The 21,820-nt window shown below is 44.6% G+C and carries 21 protein-coding genes and 1 other annotated feature; of the genes, 6 read left to right on the top strand and 15 right to left on the bottom strand.

The features are described 5' to 3' along the window. Nucleotides 1–53: 53 nt before the first annotated feature. Nucleotides 54–1,742, bottom strand: a complete 1,689-nt coding sequence (gene ezrA / locus MOB98_RS01570) for a septation ring formation regulator EzrA (RefSeq protein ID WP_268362425.1) — start codon at nt 1,740–1,742, stop codon at nt 54–56. 196 nt (nt 1,743–1,938) lie between these two features. Here ezrA and hisJ point away from each other — a divergent pair, with 196 nt between their 5' ends. After that, on the top strand, nt 1,939–2,751 hold the full coding sequence (hisJ, locus tag MOB98_RS01575; protein ID WP_268362424.1) for a histidinol-phosphatase HisJ: 813 nt from the start codon (nt 1,939–1,941) through the stop codon (nt 2,749–2,751). On the opposite strand, the gene refZ is transcribed toward hisJ, so the two are convergent. Further along, entirely contained in the window at nt 2,744–3,367 is a 624-nt protein-coding gene (gene refZ, locus MOB98_RS01580) for a transcriptional regulator RefZ (RefSeq protein WP_268362422.1), read from the bottom strand. The two genes, hisJ and refZ, sit on opposite strands and share 8 nt — an antisense overlap. Before the next feature lie 126 nt (nt 3,368–3,493). Between refZ and MOB98_RS01585 the strand changes: the two genes are divergently transcribed. Further along, on the top strand, nt 3,494–3,985 hold the full coding sequence (locus tag MOB98_RS01585) for a GAF domain-containing protein (RefSeq protein WP_268362421.1): 492 nt from the start codon (nt 3,494–3,496) through the stop codon (nt 3,983–3,985). 37 nt (nt 3,986–4,022) lie between these two features. Here the strand turns inward: MOB98_RS01585 and MOB98_RS01590 are convergent, their stop codons facing one another. After that, entirely contained in the window at nt 4,023–5,762 is a 1,740-nt protein-coding gene (locus MOB98_RS01590) for a diguanylate cyclase domain-containing protein (protein WP_268362420.1), read from the bottom strand. A 294-nt stretch (nt 5,763–6,056) separates the two neighbouring features. On the opposite strand from MOB98_RS01590, the gene rpsD reads away from it, so the two are divergent. Next, nucleotides 6,057–6,659, top strand: a complete 603-nt coding sequence (gene rpsD / locus MOB98_RS01595) for a 30S ribosomal protein S4 (protein ID WP_003229304.1) — start codon at nt 6,057–6,059, stop codon at nt 6,657–6,659. Between the two features lie 22 nt (nt 6,660–6,681). Here rpsD and sr7p read toward each other — a convergent pair whose 3' ends face one another. The 3 genes from sr7p to acsA all read right to left on the bottom strand — a co-directional run bounded on the left by sr7p (nt 6,682) and on the right by acsA (nt 10,273). After that, on the bottom strand, nt 6,682–6,810 hold the full coding sequence (gene sr7p, locus MOB98_RS01600) for a small protein SR7P (RefSeq protein ID WP_268362418.1): 129 nt from the start codon (nt 6,808–6,810) through the stop codon (nt 6,682–6,684). A 131-nt stretch (nt 6,811–6,941) separates the two neighbouring features. After that, entirely contained in the window at nt 6,942–8,210 is a 1,269-nt protein-coding gene (tyrS, locus tag MOB98_RS01605) for a tyrosine--tRNA ligase (protein ID WP_268367263.1), read from the bottom strand. Nucleotides 8,211–8,261: 51 nt separating this feature from the next. After that, nucleotides 8,262–8,500, bottom strand: a binding site (T-box leader). A 54-nt stretch (nt 8,501–8,554) separates the two neighbouring features. Then, nucleotides 8,555–10,273, bottom strand: a complete 1,719-nt coding sequence (gene acsA, locus MOB98_RS01610; RefSeq protein ID WP_268361135.1) for an acetate--CoA ligase — start codon at nt 10,271–10,273, stop codon at nt 8,555–8,557. A gap of 160 nt (nt 10,274–10,433) precedes the next feature. On the opposite strand from acsA, the gene acuA reads away from it, so the two are divergent. The 3 genes from acuA to MOB98_RS01625 are packed head-to-tail and all read left to right on the top strand — an operon-like array spanning nt 10,434 to nt 12,897. Further along, the gene (gene acuA, locus MOB98_RS01615; protein WP_268361137.1) at nt 10,434–11,066 is read left to right on the top strand and encodes an acetoin utilization protein acetyltransferase AcuA; all 633 of its coding nucleotides are present in this window, start codon (nt 10,434–10,436) and stop codon (nt 11,064–11,066) included. A 26-nt stretch (nt 11,067–11,092) separates the two neighbouring features. Next, nucleotides 11,093–11,737, top strand: coding sequence for an acetoin utilization AcuB family protein (locus MOB98_RS01620; protein ID WP_268361139.1), 645 nt, complete (start codon nt 11,093–11,095; stop codon nt 11,735–11,737). Further along, nucleotides 11,734–12,897: an acetoin utilization protein AcuC gene (locus tag MOB98_RS01625; RefSeq protein WP_268361141.1), complete on the top strand. Its 1,164-nt coding sequence runs from the start codon at nt 11,734–11,736 to the stop codon at nt 12,895–12,897. The genes MOB98_RS01620 and MOB98_RS01625 overlap by 4 nt, the downstream gene beginning before the upstream one ends. A gap of 11 nt (nt 12,898–12,908) precedes the next feature. Here the strand turns inward: MOB98_RS01625 and motS are convergent, their stop codons facing one another. The 9 genes from motS to MOB98_RS01670 all read right to left on the bottom strand — a co-directional run. Beyond that, nucleotides 12,909–13,628, bottom strand: a complete 720-nt coding sequence (gene motS / locus MOB98_RS01630; protein WP_268361143.1) for a flagellar motor protein MotS — start codon at nt 13,626–13,628, stop codon at nt 12,909–12,911. Continuing rightward, a complete protein-coding gene (gene motP / locus MOB98_RS01635) occupies nt 13,618–14,436 on the bottom strand; it encodes a flagellar motor protein MotP (RefSeq protein WP_268361144.1) in 819 nt (272 codons plus the stop codon). Before motP ends, motS begins: the two co-directional genes overlap by 11 nt. A 63-nt stretch (nt 14,437–14,499) precedes the next feature. Beyond that, complete coding sequence (ccpA, locus tag MOB98_RS01640) at nt 14,500–15,504, bottom strand: catabolite control protein A (protein WP_101863503.1); 1,005 nt, start codon at nt 15,502–15,504, stop codon at nt 14,500–14,502. A 276-nt stretch (nt 15,505–15,780) separates the two neighbouring features. Beyond that, on the bottom strand, nt 15,781–16,857 hold the full coding sequence (locus MOB98_RS01645; protein WP_268361145.1) for a bifunctional 3-deoxy-7-phosphoheptulonate synthase/chorismate mutase: 1,077 nt from the start codon (nt 16,855–16,857) through the stop codon (nt 15,781–15,783). A 235-nt stretch (nt 16,858–17,092) separates the two neighbouring features. After that, nucleotides 17,093–17,419, bottom strand: a complete 327-nt coding sequence (ytxJ, locus tag MOB98_RS01650) for a bacillithiol system redox-active protein YtxJ (protein ID WP_268361146.1) — start codon at nt 17,417–17,419, stop codon at nt 17,093–17,095. A 23-nt stretch (nt 17,420–17,442) separates the two neighbouring features. Then, nucleotides 17,443–17,898 (bottom strand): YtxH domain-containing protein, encoded by a 456-nt coding sequence (locus MOB98_RS01655; protein ID WP_268361147.1) that lies wholly within the window; start codon nt 17,896–17,898, stop codon nt 17,443–17,445. Nucleotides 17,899–17,927: 29 nt separating this feature from the next. Further along, on the bottom strand, nt 17,928–18,350 hold the full coding sequence (locus MOB98_RS01660) for a DUF948 domain-containing protein (RefSeq protein ID WP_268361148.1): 423 nt from the start codon (nt 18,348–18,350) through the stop codon (nt 17,928–17,930). Nucleotides 18,351–18,511: 161 nt separating this feature from the next. After that, nucleotides 18,512–19,810: a UDP-N-acetylmuramate--L-alanine ligase gene (gene murC, locus MOB98_RS01665; protein WP_268361149.1), complete on the bottom strand. Its 1,299-nt coding sequence runs from the start codon at nt 19,808–19,810 to the stop codon at nt 18,512–18,514. Nucleotides 19,811–20,058: 248 nt separating this feature from the next. Next, the coding region (locus MOB98_RS01670) for a DNA translocase FtsK (protein WP_268425294.1) at nt 20,059–21,820 on the bottom strand (1,762 nt) is incomplete at its 5' end.

Below are 21,820 nucleotides of genomic sequence, written 5' to 3' on the forward strand. Positions count from 1 at the left end.
TAAAAAAAGAGCCCGCTCATACACTGCGGGCTCTTTTTCATGATCAAGATTGATTAAGCAGATAAGTCAGCTTTAATTTTTTCAACTGCACCTGGCGCAGCCTTCTCTACAGCGGCAGCTGCAATTTCATAAGAGTCTTCATAGTCAAAAGCATAAAAACGTCTTTCCGCTTCTTTCAGCTGTTCAGATAGAATATGATTCTGGCTTCTGAACCGGTTTCCGAACTGAATGATTTTTTCAATGAGGATGACCTGCTCGACAAGTTCCTCTGATTCCCGGCTTGCCCTGTTGACGATATCTTCTGCTTGCTTCAGATGGGCTCCGGCTTCTTCCATATTTAATGGCAATTCGTTTAGTTGATTGACTGTTTCTTGAATGTGATGATGCGCGTTTTCCAGCATCTCTTGAATATGGCTCGGGATGCCTGGAATGTTGCTTGTCTTCAGCAGTCTTGCTGTATCAGATATTGTTTTTTTCAAATTGCTGAGCGTCTCTCTCGCCTGAAGCTCTTCTTTTCTCAGCGCTTGCAGCTTTTCCCGGTATTCGTCATGCTCTTTTTTCACTTCTTCAATCTGCTTCTCTATCCCGGCAACCTCTTCGACTAAAAGAGAGTAGGCGACATGCTCTGCATCGAGCTTATCTTTAACGGATGAGAGCAGCTTGCCAATTTCATCAAGGCGTTTTTCAAAGGCCTGCTGTTTGCCGAGCTCGCCAGCTGTCAGTCTGTAGCTTTCCTTCACCAGCTCAGTTTCCGCCTTTGTATGCTCTTTCTCTTCTATCAGCTTGTCATAAGCAATGATCAATTCAGGCATTTTGCTCAGCACGGATTGGCCTGCTTCGACTTCGCCCTCCAGCTGCTGATAAACCGATTGAATATTCTCGTCTATGAGCTGCAGGATGGCGGACGCTTCATCAATATCCAGCTCAGTCATCAAAACATGTTCCGCCCGTTTCAGCTGATTTGACAGATTATCTAATTCCTTATCAAGCTGGATATGCTCAAGCTTATATCCTTTCTCTTTCATTTCGCGATAGCCGTCCTTAAGCTTTGCAATCTGGCCGGGCACCGTCTGCTTGCAGTCTGCTAACAGCTTCGGCACGTCATCTATGTATGACTGAAGCCGTTCAAGATTGCGGTCCTGCTCAAGCAGCACTTTTCGTGCGGTAATATAGTTTCCGCCTTCTGTTTCTTCTTCAAATTGTTTAATACCGCTCCAAATTTCGTCAAGATCCTTTTCAAGGCTGTCATAAAGCTCTCCGTATAAATGGCTGTAAGCCAGCAGGTTTTTTCGCGATTTGGAATAGCGCTCTCTCACCTGTTCAATCTCTTCACGGCTCTTTTCCTCACTTGTAACGAGGTCGCTGATTTCCCGCAGAATTTTTTCAATGTTCGATTCCGCCGCTGTCAGCAGATCGTCGATATGAACGAGCACTTGGTTGGCCTTTTTAAACCGGTATTTGTCTGCATTTTCCTCGGCATCATAAAGGAGCTCTTCAACTTTCGGCATGTGGGCTGTGACAATCTCATCCCATTCTTCACGCCATTTCTCAAAGAACTCTTCTGTCTGACCCGTCATTTTTAAATGTTTGATTTTGGACATTTCTTCCACAATCGACCGGTTCAGAATTTCAATCTTCCACGATTCCAGCCGGTCGATTTCGGCGTAAATTTTTTTCCTGAAAAAGTAGCCTGCCGCAAACAGCGCAAGCAGTACAATTAATAATCCAATGACAAACTCCATAATGAGCCCCCTTGCTGTTAACCTTAATCTGTCAGGGTGTTTTATTTATTCAGAAAGATTTCAGGATATGTATTGAGAAAAACTGTCGTTTTCATTGTTATTATGATACCATGTAACCAACATTTTTTGACCAGAAATCAAAAACTTTTTGTGTAAAATCGGCAGGATTTGACTATTTTTTCACGGGGTGACGCCAATGCAAAAGCGAGACGGACATATTCACACACCATTTTGTCCTCACGGCACAAATGACACACTCAGACAATATGCAGAAGAAGCTTTAAAAAAAGGCTTTGAATCGATTACGTTTACGGAACACGCCCCATTGCCGCCCTCTTTCACTGACCCGACTCCGCTAAAAGACAGCGCGATGGCGCAAGGCTCATTGGAACGCTATATCCATGAAATTTCCGGATTGCAAAAAGAATATCGCGGACAGCTTACCATACGGACGGGGCTTGAGGTCGATTATATTGCTGAATTTGAAGATGAAATTACATTATTTCTGGATACATATGGTCCATATGTAGATGACAGCATCTTATCCGTTCATTTTTTGCGCGCAGGTTCTTCCTATCTGTGCCTTGATTATGATGAGCATACCTTTCAAGAGCTGATTTCAGCCTGCGGAAGCATTGAAGCTGTATACGAACTGTATTACCGCAGCATCTATTCTTCCATTGTAGCATCTCTCGGCAGCTATAAGCCAAAAAGAGTCGGTCACATCACACTTGTCCAAAAATTCATCAAGCTGTTTCCGTACAGCATGTCTGATCATATTCGCGGACTCGTTTCACAGTGCCTGAATGCTATTGAAAAAAGCGGAATGGAGCTTGACTTCAATACTTCCGGCTTAAGAAAAACCTATGCAGGCGGCATTTATATCGAGGATTGGATGCTGGATGAAGCAAAGCAAAAGAAGATCCCGCTTGTGTTCGGGTCTGATGCCCATCAAGCGGGAGATGTCGGGTACGCGTATGAGGCGTTTTTGGAGAAGTGTGCTAATTGATAAGCGCCACGTCTCCCGTCCGGAAGACGCTTCTGATCCAAATCTTGATTTCTTCAAAATACATTTTATAAAAGTATGGCTCGTGCGGCTGCATGTAGAGCACTTCTGAAATATATTGAGGCTGGAGATAGGGCATCATCAAGAGAGATTTTAATTGGAGAATAAAATGAGGCAGCGGCAGCGTTAAATGTTCTCGCTGTTTTTCTCCTTCCTCAATGATCAGCTGGAAGATATACTTCTCCTTCATAAGATATGTCGACATAATTTCTCTGATTAACGTGGAGTCAATCGTGACTTCCCGGTAGACAAAACGAGTTAATTGACGATGGTTATGCTGATAGGATAAAATATCGAAAACCAATTGGAGCAGCTGTTCCTGCGTGCTTTGAGAAGAGACATTGCCTGCCGCTCTTTCAAGTGTTTTGTTGTAGCCTTCGTAAAACTCTGAAACTAAGTGTTCCATCAAACCTCCTTTGCCTTTAAAATAGTAGGAGATGTGCGCAACATTTACACCAGCTGACTTTGCGATTTCACGGACAGACGTGCCAGAAAATCCTTTTTGGTTAAAAAGCATGACAGCAGATTCAATAATTTTGTCTTTGGTGCTTACTTTCATTCGGCTCACTCCTTCCTCTTGATACTATTCAAGCAGAAGACCGCTGTTCCTGTAAGAACTTATCGACAAATGCCGGCAGAAAAGCCGGAACTTTGTTTTATATTATAGAAAAAGTGAGGGTTTTCCATGTTCCATGTCGAAAAACAATCTGGAGATAAAGAAAAAGACTATCAGCTTCTGCTAAAACAGCTCGAAGCCATCATCGAAGACGAAACAGATCAAATTGCAAACTATGCAAATGCCTCAGCGCTCCTTTATCATACGTTGCCTGAAGTGAACTGGGCGGGTTTCTATTTTGCCAAGGAAGAGGATGGACAGCTTGTGCTAGGGCCTTTCCAAGGTCTTCCGGCATGTGTTCGGATTCCTTTCGGCAGAGGCGTTTGCGGCACAGCATATGCAAACGGAAAGGTGGAGCGCGTTGAGGACGTTCATGCGTTTCCGGGACACATCGCCTGCGATGCTGCTTCTCAATCAGAAATTGTGCTTCCGATTCATGTAGGCGGAAAAGTTGTCGGCGTCTTGGACATCGACAGCCCCGTAAAAAACCGTTTCGACGAAATCGACGAAACGTATTTGTCGCAATTTGTCAAAAAACTTGAAAAAGCATTAGCACAGTAACAAAAAAAGCCCAAAACGATATCAGTTTTGGGCTTTTTTATTTTATTGACTCGTGAATCATCATACGGTTTTTTCCGCTTCGTTTCGCGCTGTAAAGCGCTTCATCAGCTTCATGCACAAGCTCTTTCAGAGACTTTCTAGTTTCGGCCGTCCAGCAGGAAATCCCGCAGGAAATCGTCACCTCGGGTTTCGTGTTTTTTCTGACTGCATAAACCAGTCGCTCAGTAATCCGTTTTCCCACCGCAACCGTCACATTCGGCAAATATATCGCCAGCTCCTCGCCCCCCCAGCGGGCGCCGACATCATGCTTTCGGATGTTGCTTTTAATCACCGAAGCCACTTGAATTAAAATCTCGTCCCCAGTCTGATGACCGTACGTATCATTTACGCTCTTGAAATTATCAATATCAACAAGAATAAAAACACCCTTTTGATGGATTTTCATGCTGTATTGAATTTTTTCATCTAAATACACCCTCGAATACAGCTCAGTCAGCTGATCTGTTTTGACAAGATGCTCTAGGCGGTCGCGGAGCATTGAGTTGGTTACAGCCAGTGTCGCGTGATGGATCAGCGCCTGAAACAGCTTGTACATTTCAAAAGTAAAAGCGTACATCTCCTGTTTCAATAAGACCGCAAAGCCTAAAAGCCTGTCGTTCTCAATCATTGGAACAGCCATCAGCGAACCGTAGCCGGCCTCCCCGAAAACAGACTGGCCATTACCGATGAAAACCCCTTTTTCTCCTTCATACAGCTTTTCTTTCAATTCATTATAAAAATCAGATGGCTTCTCTTCTTTGAAAAATGCTGTGCTGCCAGGGAGCAGTGTTTGATTTTCAAAATGGTCTATATGAAAAAAACCCACTTCTTCTGCTTGAAACGATTCTGCCATTCTCACAGCCAGATCATTCATCGTATCCGTCAGCGTCAGCCGCTGGTTCAGACGGCGTGACGTTTCATTGATCAATTCCAAATTTGCGATGCTTGCTTTAGATTGTTCATAAAGCTGAGCGTTTTCAAACGCTTTTCCCGCAGCGTTTGCGATCAGCCCCATTTCATCCAGGTAAGCGTCAGTCAGAAAACTGCCGCCCGTTCCTTCAGCCCTCAAAACCCCGTACGTTCCCTGCTGCCCTTTGATCGGAATGTAAGCGGCAGATTCATTTTTCCGCAAAATATCCCCGGTCAAATACACTTTAAGCGCAAAGGAATCGGATTTTTCCCCTTCCATATACAGCTCTTTTGCAGGAACGCCTAAACATTGATCTTGGTCGTGCGATATAAATAAAGAGAATTCAAACAGAGAAAACGTGCGGGTTAAGCTTTCTAAAAGCTGCTTCAGCACTTCTGTCTGATCAAGCAGAGAGTGGAACAGCTCTGTCATTTTGTATATCTTTTTTTGATAGATCGTTTTGATATAGAGTCTTTCCTGTCTCATGGACTGGTTTAAAAATGAAGCAACCACGTCCGGAAGCCGTTCAGGAATCTCTCCATCCTGCTTGCAAGTCAGATGAAAGCGCCTGCCGGAGGCGTCTTCAATGATATATAATGAAGCGTTAATTTTCGAAACAAAAAAACGCACTTCATCATCTTCCAATTTTGCCGCAGAGTTTGATGGTGACGGTGTAAGCGAAACACAAAGGGATGAAAAATAGGTTTGAATAGCGGAAGTCAGCCATCTGAAAGAGTCGGTAAATGTGACTTTTTCAGATTTGGTTAATAAAAAATCGAGCATATGATAATGAAAGGCAGATAATTGATCTTTAGTTTGTTCTATCATGTTTTTATCACCTAAAAGTTTACCACTAATTTTTGTTTATTATATCATAAACGGCGAATCATTAATGGAGGAATGGTTGACTTCAAAACAAATAAATTATATAATGACGTTTGTGTGAAATATTGCAGCCTTTTTGTTCAGCTTCTATGTTTTCATTTTGTTCCTTTACCATAAGGTGTATCGTGTAACTCTCTGCTGCTGGAGCGAGGATACATGAAAACAAAATGTGCATGGTCGAATAGAGCAGACGGTTTTTATTTTCCACAAAAATAAAACCAAAGGAGGAGTCACATTATGGCTCGCTATACAGGTCCATCTTGGAAACTGTCCCGCCGTCTAGGAATCTCTCTTAGCGGTACAGGAAAAGAATTAGAAAAACGCCCTTACGCTCCAGGTCCACACGGTCCAGGACAACGTAAAAAATTATCAGAATACGGTTTGCAATTGCAAGAAAAGCAAAAGCTTCGTCACATGTACGGTGTAAACGAACGCCAATTCCGCACTTTGTTTGACAAAGCTGGCAAACTAGCTGGTAAACACGGTGAAAACTTCATGATTCTTTTAGATTCTCGTCTTGATAATGTTGTGTACAAGCTAGGTTTAGCACGTACTCGCCGTCAAGCTCGCCAATTGGTTAACCACGGTCACATTCTTGTAGACGGAAGCCGCGTTGACATCCCGTCTTACCTTGTGAAACCTGGCCAAACAATCGGTGTTCGCGAAAAATCAAGAAACCTTTCTATCATCAAAGAATCTGTTGAAGTGAACAACTTCGTTCCTGAATACCTTACTTTCGATGCTGAAAAGCTTGAAGGTACTTTCACTCGTCTTCCTGAGCGTTCTGAACTTGCTCCGGAAATTAACGAAGCGCTTATCGTTGAGTTCTACTCTCGTTAATCGTTTTAAAAAACCCCTGCCGCTATGCGGTCGGGGTTTTTTTATCGTCTGATTCGTCTTTTGCCTCTGGCTGGCCAACACTTTCTCGCGCCTGCTGCTCCCAATAGTCCCGCTGCAGCCTTTCTTTTGCAATCGTGCACATGAGATTCACGGTAAGCGCTCCTTTCTGTTAAAAGGTGTTGATTGGTCGTGTTTGCCCTATCTAATATACTCTTTTCCTGTTATTTGTATGCGATAAACAAAAAAGATCCTTTGCCCATGGCGGCAAAGGATCTTTTTTGTTTATTTATACGTCACAAGGAAGTATTTTTTCTTTCCGCGGCGCAGAACAGTAAATTGATCTTCGATGCGGTCTTCAGCCGATAAGATATAATTAATGTCCGTCTGGCGTTCACCGTTAATGTAAACAGCTCCGTTTTGAATGTCTTCACGCGCTTGGCGTTTAGAAGGAGATAATGTAGATTGCACCAATACATCTACAAGTGAAAGCTCCTGGCTTCTGTCAGCTTCCATAGAAGGAACATCTTTAAAGCCAACTTTTACGTCTTGGGCAGAAAGCTCTTTAATATTGCCGCTGAACAACGCTTGAGAAATGTTGATCGCTTGCTCCAGCGCCTCGCGTCCGTGAACGAGCGCTGTCACTTCTTCTGCCAGGCGTTTTTGAGCTTCACGCTTTTCAGGCGCCGTTTCTGTTTTCTCAGCGTATGCTTCAATTTCCTCTTTTGATAGGAATGTAAAGTATTTTAAGTATTTGACAACGTCACGGTCATCTGTGTTGATCCAGAATTGATAGAATTCATAAGGAGATGTTTTTTCCTTATCAAGCCAGATCGCGCCGCCCTCCGTTTTTCCGAACTTCGTGCCGTCTGCTTTTGTGACAAGCGGAATCGTAAGACCGAACGCTTTTGCTCCTTCTTCTTCTGATTTTCTGATCAGTTCAAGACCTGCTGTAATATTGCCCCACTGATCGCTTCCGCCGATTTGCAGCTTACAGTTTTTATCTCTGTACAGATTTAGGAAATCATAAGATTGAAGAATCATGTAGCTGAATTCCGTGTATGAAATGCCGGATTCAATTCTCGAGCTGACCGTGTCTTTTGCCAGCATGTAATTGATGCCGAAGTTTTTTCCGACGTCACGAAGGAAGTCGATCACATTCATTTTGCCAATCCAGTCAAAGTTGTTCGCGATAACAGCAGGGTTTTCTGCTGCATCAAAATCAAGAAATCTGGACAGCTGATTTTTGATTTTTTGGGACCATTCAGATACGATGTCAGCAGTGTTTAATGTACGCTCCGCTTTTTTTCCGCTCGGATCGCCGATAAGCCCTGTCGCGCCGCCCACAAGCGCAATCGGATGATGCCCCGCAAGCTGAAAACGGCGGAGCGTTAAAATAGGCAGCAGATGTCCGATATGCAAGCTGTCTGCAGTCGGATCAAAGCCTGAGTACAGGCGGATTTTTTCTTCATTCAGTTGTTTATTTAACCCTTCTTCATCCGTCATTTGCTGAATCAATCCGCGGAAGGATAAGTCTTCAAGTAAGTTTGTCATAAGATATAGCTCCTTTTTTAAACTAAAATAAAAAACGCCCCTTCGTTTACACGAAGGGACGATTGATCATCGCGGTACCACCCTACTAATAAGAGAACGCAAAACATTCGTCTTATCACTTTGCCTGATAACGGATCAGGTCCGTTCTTTCACTACTGAAAGCCTGCTCTGGCTTTGTTTGCAAAAGCGGTTCATGAGTGTATTCGATATATCCGTCTGTGCTGATTTTCACCGGCCATCAGCTCTCTGGAACGTAAGGATATTCTACTTGTCTCAATCTTTACCTTTTCATATGAAGCTATATCATTTTTAACATAAATAAAATTCCGTGTCAACGCTGCCTTTTAATCCTCCATCGTTGACAGGTCTCCGGCCGGCAAATTAAGCTCCCACGCCTTCAGCACGCGTCTCATGATTTTTCCGCTCCGGGTTTTCGGAAGCTTATCTTTAAATTCAATTTCACGCGGAGCCGCATGGGCTGCAAGCCCCTGCTTCACAAATAGGCGGATCTCTTCTTTCAGTTTATCGGACGGCTCAAATCCTTCTCTGAGTGCAATAAAAGCTTTAATGATTTCTCCCCGCACCGGATCAGGCTTTCCGATTACCCCTGCTTCTGCAATGGCCGGATGCTCGACAAGCTTGCTTTCCACTTCAAATGGGCCGACGCGCTCACCGGAGGTCATAATGACATCATCAACTCTGCCTTGGAACCAGAAATATCCCTCATCATCCATGTAAGCAGAATCGCCGGACACATACCAGCCGCCCGGCATGAAATACGATTCGTACTTTTCAGGGTTATTCCAAATGGTATGCATCATGGACGGCCAGCCCTTTTTTATGGCGAGATTGCCCATTCGGTACGGCGGAAGCTCGTTGCCCTGATTGTCAACGATCGCTGCCTCCACACCGGGAATCGGCTTACCCATTGAGCCCGGTTTGATATCCATGCAAGGATAGTTGCAGATGAGCTGGCTGCCCGTTTCTGTCATCCACCATGTATCATGGATTCGTTTGTTAAACACTTTGTGCCCCCATCTGATGACTTCCGGATTTAACGGCTCACCGACACTGAGCACATGCCGGAGTGAGGTTAAATCATATTTCGCAGCCATCTCATCCCCCGCTCCCATCAGCATGCGAAAAGCGGTCGGCGCGCTGTACCAGACATTGACGCCAAGCTGCTCAATCGTTCCATACCAGCTCTCCGGGCTGAAGCGTCCGCCGACGATGACATTTGTTGCTCCGTTCAGCCACGGTGCAAAAATGCCGTATACCGTACCTGTCACCCAGCCCGGATCAGCTGTGCACCAGTAAATGTCTTCTTCCTTTAAATCAAGAACCCACTTTCCTGTTTGGTATTGCTGAATCATCGCTTCATGGACATGAAGCACGCCCTTTGGCGTTCCAGTAGAACCCGATGTATAGTGAAGCAGATAGCCGTCTTTTTTGTCCATCCATTCGATATCCAGCCTTGTGCTCTCCTGTTTAGCTGCTTCGTCATAATTGATGATGTTTGAGTCGCTAACATCCTCTCCGCCGACTACGAATATATGCTGTAAGTGAGGCAGTTTGTCAGCCGGTATTCTCTCCAGCAGCTCAGGCGTCGTGACAACAACCTTCGCCTCGCTGTTTTCAAGCCGGTCTTTCACCGCTCCCTCCATAAATGCTTCGAACAGCGGTCCGGCGATGGCACCGATTTTGATAGCGCCAAGCATAATAAAATAAAGCTCGGGTGATCTCGGCATAAAAATAAAAACGCGGTCCCCTTTTTCCACATTTCCATACCGTCTCAGTACATTCCCGGCTCTGTTTGATTCTTCTTTCATTTCTTTAAATGTGTATTTTTCATCCCGGTTTGCGTCTTTATAATAAAGCGCTACTTTGTTTTTTCGAAACGATTCGGCATGGCGGTCAATCGCTTCATACGCCGCATTCAGTTTCCCTGTCTCATACCAGGAGAAATGCTTCTCTGCCTCGGCCCAATCAAAATGCTGGTACGTTTCTTCATAGTTTTTTAGATTATGGTCCCCCTCTATTGCTGGTAACGCTTTCAAATTCATGCCCAAACATCCCCCTTTGCTGAAGTTGTCACAATTATTATAGTATATATTCATATTCTTCTCAATTTTTAAAATATAAACCATGTTGAAAACGCTTTATAATTTGGTATTCTTAAAGGAGGCATGTATTTTTTATAAGAATTGATGGGACGGTGAATTAGTGGAACATCATAAAACATATCATTCAGCAAACATCAAAACAGCAACCGGCTCTTTACTGATAGAAGGGCCTGTCTCTCCAGAGGATTTGGCAGGTTATGAGTTTCATAAAGATTTAACCGCATTTCGCCCGCCTCGTGAGCAGCATGAAGCGTTAGTTGACATTGCAGGCCTTCCCGAGGGGCGCATTATTATTGCCAGAGACGGCCGAACCATTGTCGGCTATGTGACGTATTTATATCCTGATCCGCTCGAAAGATGGTCTGAAGGACATATGAAGGATTTGCTTGAGCTCGGTGCCATCGAGGTGGCGCCAGCCTATCGGGGATGTTCTGTCGGAAAGACGCTTCTGGCCGTCAGCATGATGGATGAACAAATGGAAAACTACATCGTGATGACGACGGAATATTACTGGCATTGGGATTTAAAAGGGATGAAAAAAGATGTGTGGGAATATAGAAAGATCATGGAAAAGATGATGAACGCAGGCGGATTGGTCTGGTTTGCAACGGATGAGCCGGAGATCAGCTCTCACCCTGCAAACTGTCTGATGGCCCGCATCGGAAAAAACGTCAGCCAAGAATCAATTGAACAATTTGACAGGCTCCGTTTTTACCATCGTTATATGTATTAACTGACACTGACAAAGGGGTAAAAATAATGATTGTTGAGCAAATCATGAAAAGGGATGTCATTACATTAACGAAGACGGATACGCTTGAAACAGCAATATGCAAACTGAAAGAGTTCCATATCAGGCACCTGCCTGTTGTAGACGAAAACTGCCATGTGATCGGCATGATTACAGACAGAGACATGAAACAGGCCAGCCCGAGTATTTTTGAGGAAAGCAAACGGAGCCGATTTCTCACACGGAGCGTAGATTCAATTATGAAAAAAGAGGTCGTCTGCGCCCACCCGTTAGATTTTGTCGAAGAAATATCTGCCGTGTTCTACGAGCATGGCATCGGCTGTCTGCCAGTGGTGCAGCATCAAAAATTAGTAGGCATTTTGACAAAAACTGATTTGCTGCGGACGTTTGTCAAATTGACAGGAGCTGACCAGCCGGGATCGCAAATCGAAATCAAAGTAAACGACATCACCAAAAGCCTAACGGAGATCAGCAGTCTTTGCCAAGACCTTCAAGTGAAAATATTAAGCGTGCTTGTTTATCCGCATGATGATCCCGGTGTAAAAGTGCTTGTCTTCCGTGTGAAAACGATGAATCCGCTGCCGTTTTTGCAGGCATTACAAAGAAATAGGCACCACGTCATATGGCCGTCAGAGCAAAGGGATCTGCTATGAGAGACAGTGTATTTATCTATTCTCCATCCTACCAAACCTATATGTTTCATCAGGAACATCCCTTTAATCAGCAGCGGGTTCTGTTAACATATGATTTGCTTAAGGCGATCAATGCCTTTGATGATGGAGACATTGTCAGCCCCAGAATCGCTGCAGAAGAAGAGCTTGCCCTTGTCCACACGGACGATTACATTCAGGCGGTAAAGCTTGCGGGCGCGGGAAAACTTCCCGCTGAAGAAGGAGAAAGCTACGGGCTCGGCACAGAAGATACACCCGTCTTTGCCGGCATGCACGAAGCGGCATCACTCTTAGTCGGCGGCACCTTAACGGCCGCAGACTGGGTGATGTCGGGACAAGCCCTGCATGCGGCCAACCTTGGCGGAGGCCTTCATCACGGCTTTCGGGGGAGAGCTTCAGGGTTTTGCATATATAATGACAGCGCTGTGGCAATTCAATATATCCAGAAAAAATACAGCGCCAGGGTGCTTTATATTGATACGGACGCCCACCACGGAGACGGTGTGCAATTTACGTTTTACGATAACCCTGGCGTATGCACGCTGTCCATTCATGAAACTGGAAGGTATTTATTCCCTGGAACCGGCCAGATCCAAGAAAAAGGCAGCGGAAAAGGATATGGCTATTCCTTTAATATCCCGCTAGACGCTTTTACAGAGGATGATTCTTTTCTTGAGGCTTACCAGACAGCGGCTTCAGAAGTCGCCGCTTATTTTCAGCCGGATGTCATTATCAGCCAAAACGGCGCCGATGCCCATTACTATGACCCGCTTACGCATTTATCTGCAACCATCAAGATATACGAAGAAATTCCCCGGCTTGCACACACGCTAGCCCATCAATATTGCGGAGGGAAATGGATTGCAGTCGGAGGCGGCGGATATGATATTTGGCGTGTCGTGCCCCGTGCCTGGGCCAGAATATGGCTTGAAATGAAGGGCATTGATCCAGGACTCGATATCCCGCCGGAATGGATCGCCAAATGGCAAAAACAATGTCCCGTCGCCCTTCCGCCCAGCTGGAGCGATCCGGCCGATTTATATCCTCCGATTCCCCGCAAGCCTGAAATCACAGAAAAAAATGCCCAAACCGTCAGCAAAGCATTATATGCGATACGGTCTGAGCAGCAAAGAACAAAGTAAAAAAACGACCTTCACGAAGAGGTCGTTTTTGATTTTTTGATGACGATTTCCACACGCCGGTTTTCTTTCATGTGTTCGTTTGTCTTGTTATCCTTTACCGGCTTTGTATCCGCATAACCGACAGCAATAAAGCGCTTGGAGGGAAGTTTCTCTTTTGAGGTGAAGTATTGAATCACTCCGCTCGCCCGTGCTGCTGATAGCTCCCAGTTCGACGGGTATCGGTAAGTCGAGATGTTTCGGCTGTCTGTATGGCCCTCCACCTGAATGTCATTTGGAATTGTCTGAAGAAGAACGGCAATCCGATGAAGAAGTGTTTCAGCATTTTTCAGCACCTTTGCCTCACCTGAATCAAACAGCACAGCCTCCTGCAGAACGAGCACGACACCGCGTTCATCCCGTTTGGCTGTCATTAGGGTGTTCAAATGATTGTCTTTTATATATGTATTTACTTTGTTAAGGAGCTGATCCTCTTGCTTCTTGGCATCGGCTGGCGATGTGTTCTTTTTCTCTATGGACGATTGGTCTGGCTGGAGCCCGCTGCCTTCTTTTTGAATCGATTCAACTGCCGTTTTAAATTTTTGCAGATCAATTTGGGACATTGAAAAAAGTAAAATAAAGAACACAAGGATCAAAGTGATCAGATCTGTAAAGGTGACCATCCAGCTGGGTGAAGATTGACTGTTTTTCCCGCTTCCATTCCTTCTTTCAAAACGTTCTCTTCTAAGCTTCATGTACAGATCCCTTTTTTGTTTTTACTTGATTCGGCTGCTTCTGCCATTCTTCCCGAGAGCTGAAAACGACAAGCTGGCTTTCGAGATTGCGAGGATTTTTTCCGGATTGGATTCCGATAATGCCCTCAACCATGACCTGCTTGATAAAGATTTCACTTTCCGTTTTTTCCTCAAGCTTAGCCGCAATCGGGTTGAAGACCATGTTTGCCAGCAATGAACCGTATAAGGTCGTCAGAAGTGCAACGGCCATATTCGGCCCAAGCATATTCGGGTCATTTAGGTTTTTGAGCATCAGCACGAGCCCGACGAGCGTTCCGATCATTCCCCATGCCGGAGCAAATTCTCCTGCCTTCTCAAAAACACGCCGTCCTTTGCGGTGCCGTTCCTCCATTGCTGCGATTTCTGAGTCCATGACGAGCCGAATCGTTTCTTCATCCCAGCCGTCAACTGCTAATAACAGCCCTTTTTTCAAGAAAGGATCTTCAATGTCCCGAGCCTGGTCTTCCAGTGATAGCAGCCCGTGTTTTCGCGCATGATCAGAAAGAGAAACAAAGGTTTTCACCAGATCTTTCACATTGTCTTCCTGGCGGATAAAAGCCTGCTTTAACACAGACGGCGATTTTTTCAGCTCTCTCGGCGGAAAACTGATAAAAACAGCGGCGCAAAGCCCCCCTGTTACGATAAAGAAAGAAGTCAGATCAAGAAAAGAACGGAAACCGCTTACTCCCGATCCCGAAATAATCCCGATCACAATAATAACCGTTCCTAACACAAAACCAACAGGTGTAAGATAATCAAAACGTTTCATCATTTCTCCCCATGAAAAAAGCAAGAATTCACCTAAGAGGTGAAGCTTGCTCTCTTGTTTTTCTTATGACTTAGTTGACTTTCTTAACTCTATACGGTGCGGCAGTTCGACGATATGCTCTTCAACCGGTTCTTTATTCATGAGCTTCGTCAGCAGTCTCATCGCCACGGCGCCAATATCATATGTCGGCTGAACCACTGTTGAAAGCTGCGGACGAACCATGAGGCTTAATCTTGTATTATCAAATCCGATAATGTCGAGATCCTCAGGAATGGATAAGCCCTGATCCTGAGCGGCATGGATAATGCCGAGTGCCATTTCATCAGTTGCAGAAAGAATGGCTGTCGGTTTTTTGTCCAGGCTCATCAAATGCTGCAGCGCTTCAAGTCCGGAATCATATGTGTAATCCCCTTCAGCGACAAATTGTTCATTAAACGGAAGGTTCGCTTCTTCAAGCGCACGTTTGTAGCCTTGCAGTTTTTTTGAGCGGTTGATCGGTTCTGTCATTGGTCCGGAAACGAATGCGATGTCTGTATGTCCTTTATCAACCAAAAGCTTCACTGCATCATAGATCGCCTGTTCGTAATCAATCGCGACTGACGGTGTTTCCCCCTGCTCTTCTACTGAAGCGGCAAGTACAATCGGCACTGGAGAACGCTTAAATTCCGCAACATGCTCGTCCGTAATGTTTCCGCCCATAAACACGATGCCGTCCACTTGTTTGCCGAGCATTGTGTTTAACAGGTGCAGCTCTTTCTCCAGGTTTTGGTCAGAGTTGCTCAAAATGATATTGTATTTATACATTGTCGCGATATCTTCAATCCCGCGTGCTAGCTCCGAATAGAAAATGCTGGAGATATCGGGAATGATGACACCTACAGTTGTTGTTTTTTTGCTTGCCAGCCCTCTTGCCACCGCGTTTGGACGGTAGCCGAGACGGTCAATGGCTTCCAAGACTTTTTTCCGTGTTGTCGGTTTTACATTCGGGTTGCCGTTCACGACACGGGAAACGGTTGCCATGCTTACATTAGCTTCTCTCGCTACGTCGTAGATCGTAATATTGCTCATCCTAAAACCACTCCTTTTACTGGATACACTTATCCTTATCTATAGCATAAACACTTTATGTAGAGAAATGTCATAATGTCCGAATTTATGTCGTTTATGATTTGTAAGCGTAAGTCAGTAGTGTACATTATTTTTCATTATTCATCAAATTTAAATACTTCTCATGAAATTATACACGTTTTTATAGATGATGAAAACGTATACTTGGATTTTATAACTAAATAAACGAGAAAGCATAAAAAAAGGCCGCAGACGCGGCCTTTTAAGATTGATCAATTAAGCGTTGACTTTCACCATTGGTTTCAGTTCATTCAGCCATTTTTCGAATTCAGGAATCGCCATTTGCTGAGCAGAGTCAGAAAGTGCAACTGACGGATCAGGGTGAACCTCAGCCATTACACCGTCTGCGCCGATCGCTAAAGCGGCTTTAGCAGTCGGAAGCAAGAGATCGCGGCGGCCAGTTGAATGCGTAACATCAACAAAAACAGGCAAATGCGTTTCTTGTTTCAAAATCGGTACAGCCGAAATATCCAGCGTGTTTCTCGTTGCTGTTTCGTATGTTCTGATCCCGCGCTCACAAAGGATAATTTGGTCATTTCCTTGTGACATGATGTACTCAGCGGCATTGATGAATTCAGAGATTGTTGCAGCAAGTCCGCGCTTGAGAAGCACTGGCTTTTTCACTGCGCCTGCCGCTTTCAGCAATTCGAAGTTTTGCATGTTGCGCGCTCCGATTTGAATCACATCAATGTAGTCAAGCGCTTCTTCGATATGAGCCGGAGTTACAATTTCACTGATAACTGCCAGATCAAATTCGTCCGCTACACGTTTTAAAATTTGCAGGCCTTCAACACCAAGCCCTTGGAAATCGTATGGGCTCGTACGAGGCTTAAAGGCTCCTCCGCGCAAAATTTTAATTCCTTGTTTTTTCGCAGCTGCAGCCACTTCAGCTACCTGCTCGTAGCTCTCTACTGCACATGGGCCGACAATGAATCTTTGCTGGCCGTCTCCGACTTTTTCACCTTTGATATCAACAATTGTATCTTCAGGTTTTTTCTTACGGGAGACAAGCAGCGCTTTGCTGTGATCTTCTTCCTGAAGCTCTAAACCGGCTTTGAATATCTCTTTAAAAATGTGCTGGATGGTAGAATTTTCGAAAGGCCCGTCATTGTTTTCAATGATTTTGTTTAACATTGTGCGTTCTCTGACAGGGTCAAAACGATTGACACCTTGTGCTTCCTTCGCTTTACCGATCTCTTTTACAACATTTCCGCGTTCGTTGATTAATTTTAATATTTGTAGGTTTAGTTCGTCTGCTTTCTGCCTTAAAAGCTCTAACTCTGTGTTGCTCATTGTTTTCATCCTTTCCCTGCACATTCATTTTTTATTTTGTAGTTATCATGCATCTTACTATAAGTAATTCCAAATGGAAATACTGAAATACAAAAAATTTTATAAAAACTCTACTTTATTACCCAAACGCTTTTAAGTGATAAAGTAATCTATGAAGCTATCCTACATGATGTGAGGGCAATGTTCAAGGGTTTTTTCAAAAAAAAAAGCGCCAGATCATATCTGGACGCTTTTTTTATGACAGGTGCTGCTCAATAGCCGCTTCTGTAATTTGTGAATGTGAGGTATGCCATTTAACCTCACCGTTTTGGATGACGAAAACCTGAGGGCTTTCGTGTTTTACGCCGTATGTTTCTGCAATGAAATTTGACAGCGGCCGGGCTTCTTGTACTTGCAGGTAGTAAGCCGGCACATCCTCGTGCTGATTTGCAAAGGCATCAAACTCATGAAATGCTGCCTGGCTGATCGGGCATGTGGTGCTGTGTTTAAAGAAGACGAAAAGGCCTTCCTGTTCGGCAATCCGTTTAAATTCTTCCTCAGATTGAATAAGCTGTTTTGCCATTACTCAAGCTCTTCCTTCCCTGCTTAGCGATTGATATGCTCAGCCTGTTTTTGTGCATCTTTCAGTTCGTCTTTTACATCTTCTTTCGTTTGGAGGACTTGATCTTTTGTTTCATCAGCCGCCTGCATCGCTTCTTCTCTCATCTCTTGCATTTCGTTTGATGAATCAGTTTTTGCAGATTTGGAACGGTCTCTTAAATCCTTCACCTTGTTCATGATCTGCCCTGACTGATCCGCTACAAGCTGTGTGATGTTGGATGTTTTGTCTTTTGCGATGCTGACATATTGCGTGCCTTTTTCCTTCGCATCTGCCGTCATTTTGTCAGTTTTGTCCCGTAAAGCAACCGCTTGGCTGCCGAGATCGTCGCGAAGCTCTTTGCCTGATTTAGGCGCTAGAAAAAGTGCGGTAGTGGCACCGATGATTCCCCCGATTAAAGTTCCGATTAAAAAATCTTTACTATTAATTCCATCTTTGCTCATCATTATTCCTCCTCATCGTATTTTTTCTCTTACAGAGCCGATTTTTTTCTTTGCTTCCATTTCTCCCAAATTTCCATCGCTGCTTGGCTCCATGTGACAACTTGATTGATCTTGTCTTGATTTTCTCTTACTGATGCCGATACAGACCCTGCTGCCTGTTTCATGGATGTATTGAACTGCTGTACAGAAGTTCCCACTCCTTGAACAGCATGAACGACCGTGTTCAGCTTTTCTGATTTTTCCTGAATATCTTCAGCCAGGCGGTTGGTCTTATGTAAAAGCTCGGCTGTTTCAGTTGTAATGCCTTTCATTTGTCCCTCCAGCCCTTCGAGAGTGGATGCAACGTGTTTTAGTGTCAGCTGCAGTGACTTCAATGTTTTAGACAAGTAGATCACTAATACGAGAAATGCGACTGCGATGAGTGCAACGCTTAAATAAAGAATGATAATCATCTCAAACCTCCTTGCTGCAGGATATACTGCTGTTTACCCGTTTTCTTCAATCATAAACATGTGTGCTGGGCTGTATACATATTATTCTCCGTTTTGTCAGAAAATCCTTTAACAAGCTTTTCCAGCAGATAAATAAAAAGCAGTGAGATCACTGCTTTTTATTATGCCATGACGTTTTCGTAGGCTCTCATATATTTTTGGATATCTCCTGCTCCCATAAAGATGAGAACGGCTTTTTCATGAGCTTTTAAAACAGATGTGTCATCTTCTTCAATCAGCTTAGCATTATGAATTTTTCCTTGGAGATCGCCGATCGTCAGCTTTCCTGCGTTTTCTCTGGCAGAGCCGAAGATGTCGCATAAATACACACAGTCAGCCCCGCTCAGGCTTTCTGCGAATTCGTCTAGAAATTGCTGCGTCCGCGTAAATGTATGAGGCTGGAATACCGCTACAATTTCACGATCAGGATATTTCTGTCTTGCTGCCTCAATTGTCACTTTTATTTCTGTTGGGTGATGAGCGTAGTCGTCAATCAGGACTTGATCACCGAGCTGCTTCTCATTGAATCTGCGTTTGACGCCGCCGAATGATTTAAGGGCATGCTTAATGATGCTGGAATCAATTTCTTCATAATGGCATAACGCAATGACCGCCAATGAGTTTAATACATTGTGGTGGCCGTACGCAGGAATGTAAAACGTATCATAGAATGTATTGCGGACAAATACATCGAAAGTTGTCCCTTCCGTGCTTTTTACGATGTTTCTGGCTTGAAAATCATTTTCTTCCCCCGTGCCGTAATACACAACAGGGACGTTTGCATGAATTTTCGGCAGATGCTCATCGTCTCCGCAGGCAATAATGCCTTTGTTGACTTGGAGAGCCATCTCTTGGAAAGCGTCAAACACATCGTCAATGCTTGAGAAGTAATCAGGATGGTCAAAATCAATATTCGTCATGATCGCGTAGTCAGGCTGATAGCTTAAGAAATGGCGGCGGTATTCACACGCTTCAAATACAAAATATTCGCTGTTTTCATTTCCCTGGCCTGTTCCGTCCCCGATTAAGTAAGACGTCGGTTTTGCGTTTTGGATCACGTGAGCCAGCAGCCCCGTAGTCGACGTTTTGCCGTGTGCACCCGTAACGGCAACACTTGTGAATTTTTTCATGTAGTCGCCTAAAAACTTATGATAACGTATCACCGGAATTCCTTCAGACATGGCTTTTTCAATCTCTGGATGCGTGTCTGGGAATGCATTACCGGCGATGACTGTCATGCCGGGTTTAATATTTTCAGCGCTAAAAGGAAGAATCGTAATATTTCTTTTTTCAAGCGCTGTTTGTGTAAAAATAAATTTTTCGATATCCGATCCTTGGACAGTATATCCATTATCATGAAGTATTTGGGCAAGCGGACTCATACCGGTCCCTTTTATTCCAACAAAATGATAAACAGTCATAATTGTACCTCCAACAAACGTCTATCTGTTCCCCAGTATATGACGCTCATTTCAATTTGCGACCGCGGCGGCTGAAAAGCAACCTTAGCGGCGTATTTTATATGTTTTGTAATGTTTAGTATCCGGTTATTTCTTTCCGATTAAACCTAGATATCAAGATTTGTTTATGCGCACCTGCTGTAAAGCGGCATAGCTGTTAAATGCTCTAAACACTATCATACCATGTTTGGTGTGAAAATGAACCTATATTATTCGTTTATTAAATCACTTGCTGTGATCAGCACTTCTCGCGGCTTGCTTCCTTTTGCCTCAGAGATCATGCCCTCCGCTTCCATCATATCAATCAGCCTTGCCGCGCGATTGTATCCGATTCTGAACCTTCTTTGCAGGCTTGAAGTACTCGCGCTGTTTTGCTTAACAACAAACTCGCACGCATCATAAAACAGTTCATCCTCTTCCTTCAGGGCTGCTCCTTGTCTAACAAGCTCTTCTTGTTCAAATAAATAGGTTGGCGGCATTTGGTTTCTGACATGGGAAACGACGCGGTCGATTTCTCGGTCCGACACAAAATTACCTTGCAGGCGGACAGGTTTTCCTGAACCGTTTTCCAAAAAGAGCATATCCCCTTTTCCAAGAAGCTTTTCTGCACCGGCTATGTCAATGATCGTTCGGGAATCAACCTGGCTCGAGACAGAAAATGCAATTCTCGTCGGGATATTCGCCTTAATCAGACCGGTAATGACATCGACTGACGGCCGCTGAGTCGCGACGAGCAGATGGATTCCGCACGCTCTGGCTTTTTGGGCGATCCGTGCGATGCTCTCTTCGACATCATTTGGCGCCACCATCATCAAATCAGCCAGCTCATCAATAACCACCACTAAATACGGCAGCTTTTCGCCCGTGTGATGATCGGCTGTTAATTGATTAAACCGGTCAATGTCGCGGACACCGGAATGGGCAAACAGCTCATAGCGCCGCTCCATTTCCTCAACGACCCATTTTAAAGCAGCCGTAGCCGCTTTGGCATCAGTAATGACTGGGCTGACGAGATGAGGAATTTTGTTGTAAGGCGCAAGCTCAACCATTTTCGGATCAATCAGAAGCACCTTTACTTCACTCGGATCTGCTTTATAAAGCAGGCTGACTAAAATGGTATTGATGCATACGCTTTTTCCCGAGCCCGTAGCGCCGGCAATCAGGCCGTGCGGCATTTTCTTTAAGTCGATGACGACAGGGTTTCCTGAGATATCCAACCCAAGCGCTGCCGTGAGCGGTGACTTGCTTGTCCTGAAAGCTGAGCTGCGAATCATCTGGCGCAAATCAACCACCTTGCTCGTCCGGTTCGGCACTTCAATTCCAATCGTGTTTTTCCCCGGAATCGGCGCTTCAATCCGAATATCTTTTGCGGACAGGCTGAGTTTAATATCATCAGATAAGTTGGTGATTTTATTCACCTTCACGCCTGGTTCGGGATGCACTTCAAACCTCGTGACAGACGGCCCCTGGGTCACATGAACCACATTGGCGCGGACATTGAAATTTTTCAGGGTCAAATCAAGAAGCTGACGCTGTTCTTCGATCCACGCAGTATCGTCCTGAACTTGCGCTGGCGGGACATCTAGCAGTGCGACATTCGGAAACACATAGCTGCCGCGGCGCTCCTCTGCTTTTTGCTGTTTATGCGTATCACTTTTCAGCATCATGACATTAAAAGGAACGGACGGCCCTTTTTGAGAAGAGGTGCTTCGTCCAGTACGCTTCTCCTGCATGACAGGCCTTTTTTGCGTCTTCTCTTGAGCTGCATATGATTCTTCCGGATGGACTTCCTGCCGATTTTCATGGGCTGCAGAAAACGGTTTGGAGTCCTGTTCCGCTTCTGTAAGGCTTTCTGGCTGCCTGTCTATCGCCGTGTCCTCAGCTTCTGCTGGGATTTCATACTGATTGTTTATTATTTCTGATAGCCCTTCTGCTTCTTTGGCCCCAGTCTCTGCTTTAGTCAGAGCCTCA

The organism is Bacillus sp. N13C7 (assembly GCF_026790065.1).
Classification (GTDB): Bacteria; Bacillota; Bacilli; order Bacillales; family Bacillaceae; genus Bacillus.